Origin of the sequence: Leisingera sp. S232 (genome assembly GCF_049800895.1) — a bacterium.
Lineage (GTDB): Bacteria > Pseudomonadota > Alphaproteobacteria > Rhodobacterales > Rhodobacteraceae > Leisingera.
In genome coordinates, this window is sequence record NZ_JBNAFX010000033.1 from 46060 (window position 1) to 55144 (window position 9085).

The following is a 9085-nucleotide window of genomic DNA, read 5'->3' on the forward strand; positions in this document are numbered from 1 at the left end:
CCGAAACCCGGCGCTTGCTTCACCGCAAATCCGCCGCATAATCAAACCAACCGGATGAGCCAGATCCTCTCTTAGCTCAGGCGCCCATCTGTCCCAAAATCCCTGACGACGGACAGGTACTGACCCTCGGTCACTATGCGCCACTGGAAACTGAAGAGATTGTCGCCTATCAATCTGAAATCAACTTGCGCTAACCGGCGGCGTTTCAGTTTCGATTTATGTGGCTAAGCTCCTGTAAAGGAATGCCTTTCAAAAGCTGAACTCGCTGCAGTCAGTTCTGCTCGGCAGCATTTTGACGAACTCCAACTTTCAGCTCCCAAAGAAGCCCATATGCAAAATTTCAAATCACTTCAGGTCTTTTTCTGGGTATGCAAGCTTGGCAACTTTTCTGCCGCTGCAGAACGGCTGAATATGACACAACCAAACGTGTCCCAACGCATTTCTGCGCTCGAAACGCTGTTTGGGAAGTCGCTGCTGAATCGCAAGATCAAACCCATAACCCCGACCAGCGACGGGCAGCTTCTGCTTAGGCATTGTGAAACGATCCTGCGGCAGGTAGCGGCGCTTGAAACGGATTTGGAGCTGCATCAGAAACAGGCCCGTATTGTCCGCTTGGGGGTTTCTGAGACAATCGCGCAGATCTGGCTTTCCGAATTTTTAAGCCAGGTGCGGCTCAAGTTTCCCCGGGTCCGATTTGAGATCGAAGTCGATGTGACATCAGCCCTGAAAGCAGCGCTTGAAGCCGGAGAACTGGATTTATCTTTCATGCTGGGCCCTGCGCCAAGCAGTGACTACGCCTCAATCCAGCTGGGGGCTTTCCCCCTGAAGTTCTATTGCGTGCCAGGCCTTGTGCCGAGTGGGCATCTGACGGTGGAGGATCTCTTGCGCCTGCCGGTGATAACTTATCCCAAACGCGCCTATCCTTACGGCGCATTGAGAGAGGCGCTGTATCGGCTGCTGGGGGAAGCTCCGAAAATCATCACCTCAACATCTCTGGCAACGATCCGCAGTATGACCCTGGATGGCACGGGTGTTGCTCTTGTTGCAGATGGCGCAATTCACTCGGGCCTGGCGCCGCGCGACGCCGCAACTGACTTCACTTGCCTGACAAGTGACATCTCCTTGGATCCTCTTTGTTTTTTTGGGTTTTACCCCTACAGCCCTGGCAGCGGCATGTTGGGTGAAATCACTGAGATTGCGCAAAATGTTGCACAGAAGAGAGCGCCGATCTGGCCTTGAAACAGATCAGCTATTATGTTTACTTATATGAATTCATTCTTATAAATAATTTTGCGTAATATCTATGTTGTGCTTGTCTTGCTGACAACTTAACGTCAGGAGACTGAATAAAGTGTCGGCAAGCGAAAAACACTTTGAACCAAGTCCAGCAGATATCTCCGCGGCAAGGGCACGTATCGCCCCCTATGCGGTTGCAACTCCTGTTCTGGAAAACGAAGAACTCAACCGGCGTGTAGGCGGCAGAGTTCTGATCAAACCTGAGATACTTCAGCGCTCGGGCTCTTTCAAATTTCGCGGGGCGATCAACCGTGTTCTGCAACTGACCAAGGCAGAAAAGGCCGGCGGCGTTGTTGCCTGGTCTTCCGGCAATCACGGACTTGCCCTGTCATATGTCGCCAAGGAACTGGGCATCGACGCAACAATCCTGATGCCGCAGGAGGCCCCCAAGGCCAAGATCAACGGCGTGCGGGCAAATGGCGCGACTGTACGGCTTTATGACAAGACCAAAGAAGTGCGCGAGGAAATCGGTGCGCAGATCGCTGCTGAAACCGGGGCTGTCATCATTCCGCCCTATGATGATCCCTACGTCATCACTGGCCAGTCAACTTTGGGTGCCGAATTCTCCGAGCAAGCCCAGGCGATGGAGGCTCCTCTTGATGCCGCGCTGTTCAGTTGTTCTGGTGGTGGTCTGGTCTCCGGTGCGGCGACGGGTGTCCATGCTGTTAACCCCGACACAGAGGTGTTCAGTGTGGAGCCCGAAGGGTTCGATGGCATGGCACAGTCTCTGGCGGCAGGTGAACGTGTTACGGCCTCCCCCGTTCTGACGTCCATTTGCGATGCCCTGCTGGTGACTGTTCCGGGCCAACATACTTTCCCGCTGTGCCAGTCGCATCTGAAAGCTGGGCTGACAGTCACGAATGATGAAGTGATCGCCGCCATCCAGTTTGCCTATAAAAACCTGAAACTTGTCGTCGAACCCGGTGGCGCTGCTGCGCTCGCTGCTGTTCTGGCCGGCAAAATCGAAACTGCGGGCCGCACAACGGGCATTCTCTTGAGCGGCGGCAATGTCGATCCTGAAAAATACGCCACCTATCTTGTTTCCGAACTGCCTCCGGCAGCTCCAAATCAATAAGCAGGAAAAGAATATGCTTGATTTGCAAAGTCAAAAGGGCGCCTTGATCGCCAAAACCATCGAAGATTTCATGACGCTGGATCTGACCGGCGTTGGTCTGATCGACAAAATCTACACAGCCCTGCAAACGCAGCAGCCTGGCCCCGCCTGTATGGGCGGCGCAGAAATTCTGGTCAAAAATGTCCGGGAGCACGGCGGGCCGGTCGTGATTGCAACCGGTTTCCCCGAGGGCGCCGGTGTTCCGGAAACCGATGGCCCGGTCGGCGCAGCGCTGCTGGCGCGGGCTTTGTTCCTTGGCCTGGGGATTGAATCGGTAATCCTGGTTGATGAGGACTGGGAAGAAATGATGGCCGGGACATGCCGGGGTGCCGGTCTTTCGCCCCTGCCCTTCCCGGAAGACGGCGTCGTCCGCCCGATTGAATTTATCCGTCCGGTTTACATCCGCACCGTTCCCAAAGACGATGACGGCTGCAGAAAAATCACCGGAGCGCTTTTGAACGATACCAAGCCCTCGGTTGTGGTCTCGATCGAACGGCCAGGTATGAATGACCATGGCCTGTACAATGGCTTGGGCGGCCGCCCGCTTGACGGTTTGGTGGCTGACCTGGATCAGTTCTTCACCGCTGCAAAAGCACAAGACATCCCCTTTATTGCGATCGGCGACGGCGGCAACGAAATGGGCATGGGCGTGATTGCGGAGGATCTGCGCACCTTCAGTCCAAAAGCCAAAGACAGCGGCATCCCGGGTCGGGGCGGCGTTGCGGCAGTCATGGTTGCGGATCATCTGATCGTCTCCAATGTTTCGAACTGGGGCGCGACCGGTCTGGTCGCGGCGCTGTCGGCTCTGCTGGAAAAGCCCAACGTGTTCCACAGCGCGGAGCTGGAAGTCCGCTGCATTGAACAATGTGTCACCTTCGGCGGCGTGGACGGCATGTTCATGGCCCCAGAACCGGCAGTGGATGGCATTTCGGCCAAGGAATGGGCCGGTCTGATCGACAGTCTGCGCAATACGCTGGACCGCCTGAACGGCCGGGTAACCGGATGGAAGGGCGACAGCGGCGACTGGCGCCAGCAGAAGTGACAAAAGCAATGGGAAAAATCGATAGCCGCCTCGCTGAACTTGGGATCGAGTTGCCTGCAAGCAATCCCCCCCAGGGGAACTACCTGCCCTACCGCAAAACCGGGAATCTGGTGTTTATTGCGGGCCAGGGTCCGCGAAATGCGGGTGAACTTGTCTACAAGGGTATCGTTGGTCAGGACCTGACGCTTGAACAGGCACAGGATGCGGCCCGCCTGTGCGCGCTGAACCTGCTTGGTCAGCTGCGCAACGCCTGCGATGGCGATCTGGATCGGGTAACTGGCGTGATCCGATTGGCTGGGTTGGTACGCTGCACAGTTGATTTTGAAGCTCAGGCCAAGGTTCTGAACGCCGCCTCCGATCTCATCTGCGATGTCTTTGGCCCGGCAGGGGCCCATGCCCGCATTGCTTCTGGCACACACGCGCTGCCATCAGGCATGGCCGTAGAGATCGAGGCCGTTTTCGAAGTCGCAACGGATGCGTGACTTGCCGAGAGAACGCCACCTTACCCACAATTCAAAACTATCCAACGGAGGAAATCTGAAATGAAAACAATAACCAGTGCAGCCCTGCTCGCCGGCGCCGTTGCCGTCGCACCTGCCGCCGCGCAAGAGCTGGAAAAGGACCACTTCAAAGTGGTCGGCATTGCGTCCACCATTCCGGTTGCCATTTATGATGAGAAACCATTCTGGACAGACATTCTGCCTTCAAATTCCGGGGGCAAGCTGACGGCCGACCTGACACCGATCGAACAGATGGGCCTGGATGACCAGTCCATGCTGCGTTTGATGAAGCTGGGTGTGATGGATTTTGCGGGCATGGATATCACCAAAATGGCTGGTGACGATCCGCGGTTCGAAGCCTGCGACCTGGCGGGCACGCTGCCAACTGCCGAACTCGCACGGGAAGCCTGTTCTGCATATAAATCCGTCCTGAACGAGCGGATGGAAAACAACTGGAACACCAAATTGCTGGCAATCGGCGCGAATACCCCCCAGGTCATCTGGTGCCGGGGAGATGTTGGCAGCATTGCCGATCTCGAAGGGAAAAAGATCCGCGTTTACAACAACACGCTGCGTGACTTTATCTCTGGTGTCGGCGCGACATCCGTTTCGATTTCTTTCTCCGAAGTCGTGCCTGCGCTGAACAACGGGGTTGTTGACTGTGCCGTGACCGGTTCGCTCAGCGGCAACTCGGCTGGCTGGCCAGAAGTGACTGACAGCGTCTTCATGCTCCCGCTGGGCTGGTCGTTCAACGTGGTTGCAGTGAACAAGTCCCGCTGGGATGGCCTGCCAGAGGCGACGCAATCTTTCCTGACCGAACAGTTTGCGGCCTATGAAGACAAGATGTGGGCGACGCTTGCCGAAAGTATCAACCAGTCAGAGGTGTGCAACTCTGGTCAGGATGGCTGTACTTTGGGGAAATCGGCAACAATCAAACTGAACTACCCCAGCGACGCTGACCTGCAGCGGGCGGCCGAAATTGTGAGCGAAACGGTTCTTCCCGGCTGGGCCGAGCGTTGCGGTGCCGAATGCACTGCGAACTGGAACAGCAACATCGGTGCAACAATCAACCAGACGATCCAGGCGAACTAAATCTGGACCAAAAGGGGCCGTACCGCGTAAGCGGTGCGGCCTGTATGTCATCCCACTTCCTGGATGTCATTTCTTTAGCACACATTTCTAAGCAAATCGGAAAGCCACAGGATGAGCCCGCTTATACAACATACGCTCAGGTATAATCGCCTGATCACCCGATCTGGCCTTTGGCTGGGAGGGGCGGTCATGCTTGCAGCAGCGCTCCTGATCGGCTCGGACATCCTGCTGCGAGTCGTCTTCAACAAAGCAATTGACGGGGCAGACGAACTTGCCCGTTTTGCGCTTGCCATCGCAACCACATGGTCCCTTGGCGGTGCCTTGCTGGACCGTACGCACATTCGCGTGGACACGGCCTATGTCCGATTTCCGGCCAGGATGCAGCTCACGGTGGATATTGCCGCCCTGATTGCCTTTCTTGCCGTTTTTGCCGTCGTGACCCTCTTTGGCTTTGAACTGGTTATACAATCCCTTCAGACCTCATCCCGCTCCACCTCAGCTCTGCAAATTCCCATGGTTTACCCCCAGGCCATATGGCTTGGCGGGCTGATCATGCTGCTGTTCTCTGGTCTGGTGCTTTTGGCCTGCTGTCTCGCCTTGATTGCCAAAGGCGACTGCAAAGCAGCCAGCGCGCTGGCAGGCATCAAGAGCGCTGAAGAAGAAGTGCAGGAGGAAGTGGAGCTGCAACACACAGAAACACCTCAGACATCCAAAGGACATCAGCCATGATCGCAACATCTTTGGGAAGTTTGCTTGGATTGCTTTTCCTTGGCATTCCTGTGGCCGCAACCCTGATCCTTGTGGCGCTCATCCTGTCCGGCACTTTCTCTCCCCTGCCTTTGCACTTTGCGATCGGAGAAATCGCCTGGACGGTTTCAAACAATTTTCTGCTAATCGCCATCCCGCTGTTCGTGCTGCTTGGAGAGATCCTCTTGCGCTCTGGCCTGGCGTCGCGGATGTACACGGCTCTGGTCCTGTGGATGCCATGGCTGCCCGGCGGTCTGATGCACTCCAATATCGCGGCCTGCACAATGTTCGCCGCGACTTCGGGCTCCAGCGTTGCCACCGCTGCGACTATAGGAACGGTGGCGTTGGAGGAGGTCGAAAAGAACTCCTATAATGAGAGGCTGTTTCTGGGAACGATCGCCGCAGGCGGCACATTGGGCATTTTGATCCCGCCTTCGGTCAATCTCATCCTGTATGGGGTGCTGACTGAGACCTCCATTCCCAAACTGTATCTTGCAGGGCTGATCCCCGGCATTCTGTTGGCGGCGCTATTTATGGTTTTGGTCGCGGTCGTCTGCACCATGAAACCTGAGTGGGGTGGGACCAGAAACACTGCGACACGCGCGCAGAAACTCCAAGCATTGCCGGACCTGTTGCCACCCGTGGCGATCTTTGTCTCCGTCATCGGCTCCATCTATCTGGGCTGGGCAACCGCAACCGAAGCTGCCGCCCTGGGTGTGCTTGCGGCCCTGGTAATCGCGGCCTGCTACAGGTGCCTGTCCGTAAAAGTTATCCTGGACGCCTTTGAAGGTGCGATGAAAACCACCGCGATGATCATGGCTGTTATGATCGGCGCCTATTTCCTCAACCTTGTTTTTGGGGCTATCGGACTGCCTCAGGCCGCCAGCAACTGGATTGCGGGAATGAACCTGGAGCCGCTCGCGCTCTTTGGTCTGGTTGTTCTGTTCTATTTCATTCTCGGCATGTTCATGGAGACCCTCTCGATGATGGTGGCAAGTGTTCCGATCATTGCGCCCATCATGGTTCAGGCTGGTTTTGATCCCGTTTGGTGCGGTATCGTGATTGTGCTGCTGATGGAGATCGCTCTGATTACCCCGCCCGTAGGCTTGAACCTTTTCGTGGTTCAAAGTGTGCGCAAGCGAGGTCCGGTCGAAGACGTTATCTTTGGCGCCCTGCCTTTCATGCTGATCATGCTTCTGTTTGTCGGCATCTTGTATCTGTTCCCGCAGATCGTGCTTTTCATTCCATACGGATAACCAAGCACTTGTCACATTTCCCCGGGCCAAATCCACTTGATGAGCGAGGCCCGGCCATCCACCTGCAATGTTATCCTTCCTTGTTGTACGCCCGACACCGGTGATCCAAGCCCCCTCTGCAAGCGTGCCCCTTGGTCTTTCAAGGCCTCTCTGAACCAGACGACGTCCTATCCGCGCTCCCCCTGCAGCCACGCGAGAACTGGACCGGCTGATTGCAGAGCGCGGGGCGCCGGGAGCAATTGTGTCTGACAACGTCCTATGTCGGGAATTTCCGGCTGCTTAGGTCAGCAGGTCATGGAGCATCCGGAGCCCCGGACGCCCTGACAGGTTGGCCCAGACGGGTTCTGCCGTCAAGAATTGATCTCTTCCATAGCAAACACAGGGTACGCGCCTTGGCGGCCCTCACCGTCCTTAATACGAGATCCCATGTTCGCCGCGACTTCGGGCTCCAGCGTTGCCACCGCTGCGACTATAGGAACGGTGGCGTTGGAGGAGGTCGAAAAGAACTCCTATAATGAGAGGCTGTTTCTGGGAACGATCGCCGCAGGCGGCACATTGGGCATTTTGATCCCGCCTTCGGTCAATCTCATCCTGTATGGGGTGCTGACTGAGACCTCCATTCCCAAACTGTATCTTGCAGGGCTGATCCCCGGCATTCTGTTGGCGGCGCTATTTATGGTTTTGGTCGCGGTCGTCTGCACCATGAAACCTGAGTGGGGTGGGACCAGAAACACTGCGACACGCGCGCAGAAACTCCAAGCATTGCCGGACCTGTTGCCACCCGTGGCGATCTTTGTCTCCGTCATCGGCTCCATCTATCTGGGCTGGGCAACCGCAACCGAAGCTGCCGCCCTGGGTGTGCTTGCGGCCCTGGTAATCGCGGCCTGCTACAGGTGCCTGTCCGTAAAAGTTATCCTGGACGCCTTTGAAGGTGCGATGAAAACCACCGCGATGATCATGGCTGTTATGATCGGCGCCTATTTCCTCAACCTTGTTTTTGGGGCTATCGGACTGCCTCAGGCCGCCAGCAACTGGATTGCGGGAATGAACCTGGAGCCGCTCGCGCTCTTTGGTCTGGTTGTTCTGTTCTATTTCATTCTCGGCATGTTCATGGAGACCCTCTCGATGATGGTGGCAAGTGTTCCGATCATTGCGCCCATCATGGTTCAGGCTGGTTTTGATCCCGTTTGGTGCGGTATCGTGATTGTGCTGCTGATGGAGATCGCTCTGATTACCCCGCCCGTAGGCTTGAACCTTTTCGTGGTTCAAAGTGTGCGCAAGCGAGGTCCGGTCGAAGACGTTATCTTTGGCGCCCTGCCTTTCATGCTGATCATGCTTCTGTTTGTCGGCATCTTGTATCTGTTCCCGCAGATCGTGCTTTTCATTCCATACGGATAACCAAGCACTTGTCACATTTCCCCGGGCCAAATCCACTTGATGAGCGAGGCCCGGCCATCCACCTGCAATGTTATCCTTCCTTGTTGTACGCCCGACACCGGTGATCCAAGCCCCCTCTGCAAGCGTGCCCCTTGGTCTTTCAAGGCCTCTCTGAACCAGACGACGTCCTATCCGCGCTCCCCCTGCAGCCACGCGAGAACTGGACCGGCTGATTGCAGAGCGCGGGGCGCCGGGAGCAATTGTGTCTGACAACGTCCTATGTCGGGAATTTCCGGCTGCTTAGGTCAGCAGGTCATGGAGCATCCGGAGCCCCGGACGCCCTGACAGGTTGGCCCAGACGGGTTCTGCCGTCAAGAATTGATCTCTTCCATAGCAAACACAGGGTACGCGCCTTGGCGGCCCTCACCGTCCTTAATACGAGATCCCAAATCCCAAGCAGAAAGCCCGAACATTATCTACGAGGTCAGCGAACTGCCTCCACGGCCCTTGTCAGAGAGAGGTCTTTCCGCCTGGGCTCACCCCTCGAAGAAGGGGCGATAGGGTTCGCCGTGTTTGACCACGGCGTGTACGGTGCGCGCCATCTTGGCCGCGATAGCGGTATAGGCCTTGCGGCGCAGATGGGCATTGTGCCGGTCCTTGG

The 9085-nt window shown here is 56.4% G+C and carries 8 protein-coding genes and 1 pseudogene; 8 read left to right on the top strand and 1 reads right to left on the bottom strand.

The genetic code is table 11. The annotated features are described in order from the left end of the window. Positions 1–330: 330 nt before the first annotated feature. The 8 genes from ACP151_RS17140 to ACP151_RS17175 all read left to right on the top strand — a co-directional run bounded on the left by ACP151_RS17140 (position 331) and on the right by ACP151_RS17175 (position 8445). Positions 331–1239, top strand: coding sequence for a LysR family transcriptional regulator (locus ACP151_RS17140; protein WP_424980118.1), 909 nt, complete (start codon positions 331–333; stop codon positions 1237–1239). Positions 1240–1351: 112 nt separating this feature from the next. Further along, the gene (locus tag ACP151_RS17145) at positions 1352–2371 is read left to right on the top strand and encodes a threonine ammonia-lyase (RefSeq protein WP_424980119.1); all 1020 of its coding nucleotides are present in this window, start codon (positions 1352–1354) and stop codon (positions 2369–2371) included. 13 nt (positions 2372–2384) lie between these two features. Further along, on the top strand, positions 2385–3452 hold the full coding sequence (locus ACP151_RS17150; protein ID WP_424980120.1) for a glutamate cyclase domain-containing protein: 1068 nt from the start codon (positions 2385–2387) through the stop codon (positions 3450–3452). Positions 3453–3460: 8 nt separating this feature from the next. After that, on the top strand, positions 3461–3934 hold the full coding sequence (locus ACP151_RS17155) for a RidA family protein (protein ID WP_424980121.1): 474 nt from the start codon (positions 3461–3463) through the stop codon (positions 3932–3934). A 60-nt stretch (positions 3935–3994) separates the two neighbouring features. Next, positions 3995–5044, top strand: a complete 1050-nt coding sequence (locus ACP151_RS17160; RefSeq protein ID WP_424980122.1) for a TRAP transporter substrate-binding protein — start codon at positions 3995–3997, stop codon at positions 5042–5044. Positions 5045–5233: 189 nt separating this feature from the next. Further along, positions 5234–5773 (top strand): TRAP transporter small permease subunit, encoded by a 540-nt coding sequence (locus ACP151_RS17165; RefSeq protein ID WP_424980123.1) that lies wholly within the window; start codon positions 5234–5236, stop codon positions 5771–5773. Beyond that, positions 5770–7047: a TRAP transporter large permease gene (locus tag ACP151_RS17170; RefSeq protein ID WP_424980124.1), complete on the top strand. Its 1278-nt coding sequence runs from the start codon at positions 5770–5772 to the stop codon at positions 7045–7047. Before ACP151_RS17165 ends, ACP151_RS17170 begins: the two co-directional genes overlap by 4 nt. Positions 7048–7473: 426 nt before the next feature. Further along, positions 7474–8445, top strand: a complete 972-nt coding sequence (locus ACP151_RS17175) for a TRAP transporter large permease (RefSeq protein WP_424980125.1) — start codon at positions 7474–7476, stop codon at positions 8443–8445. Positions 8446–8934: 489 nt separating this feature from the next. Here the strand turns inward: ACP151_RS17175 and ACP151_RS17180 are convergent. Continuing rightward, positions 8935–9085: pseudogene (locus ACP151_RS17180) on the bottom strand (IS110 family transposase); the annotation flags it as partial.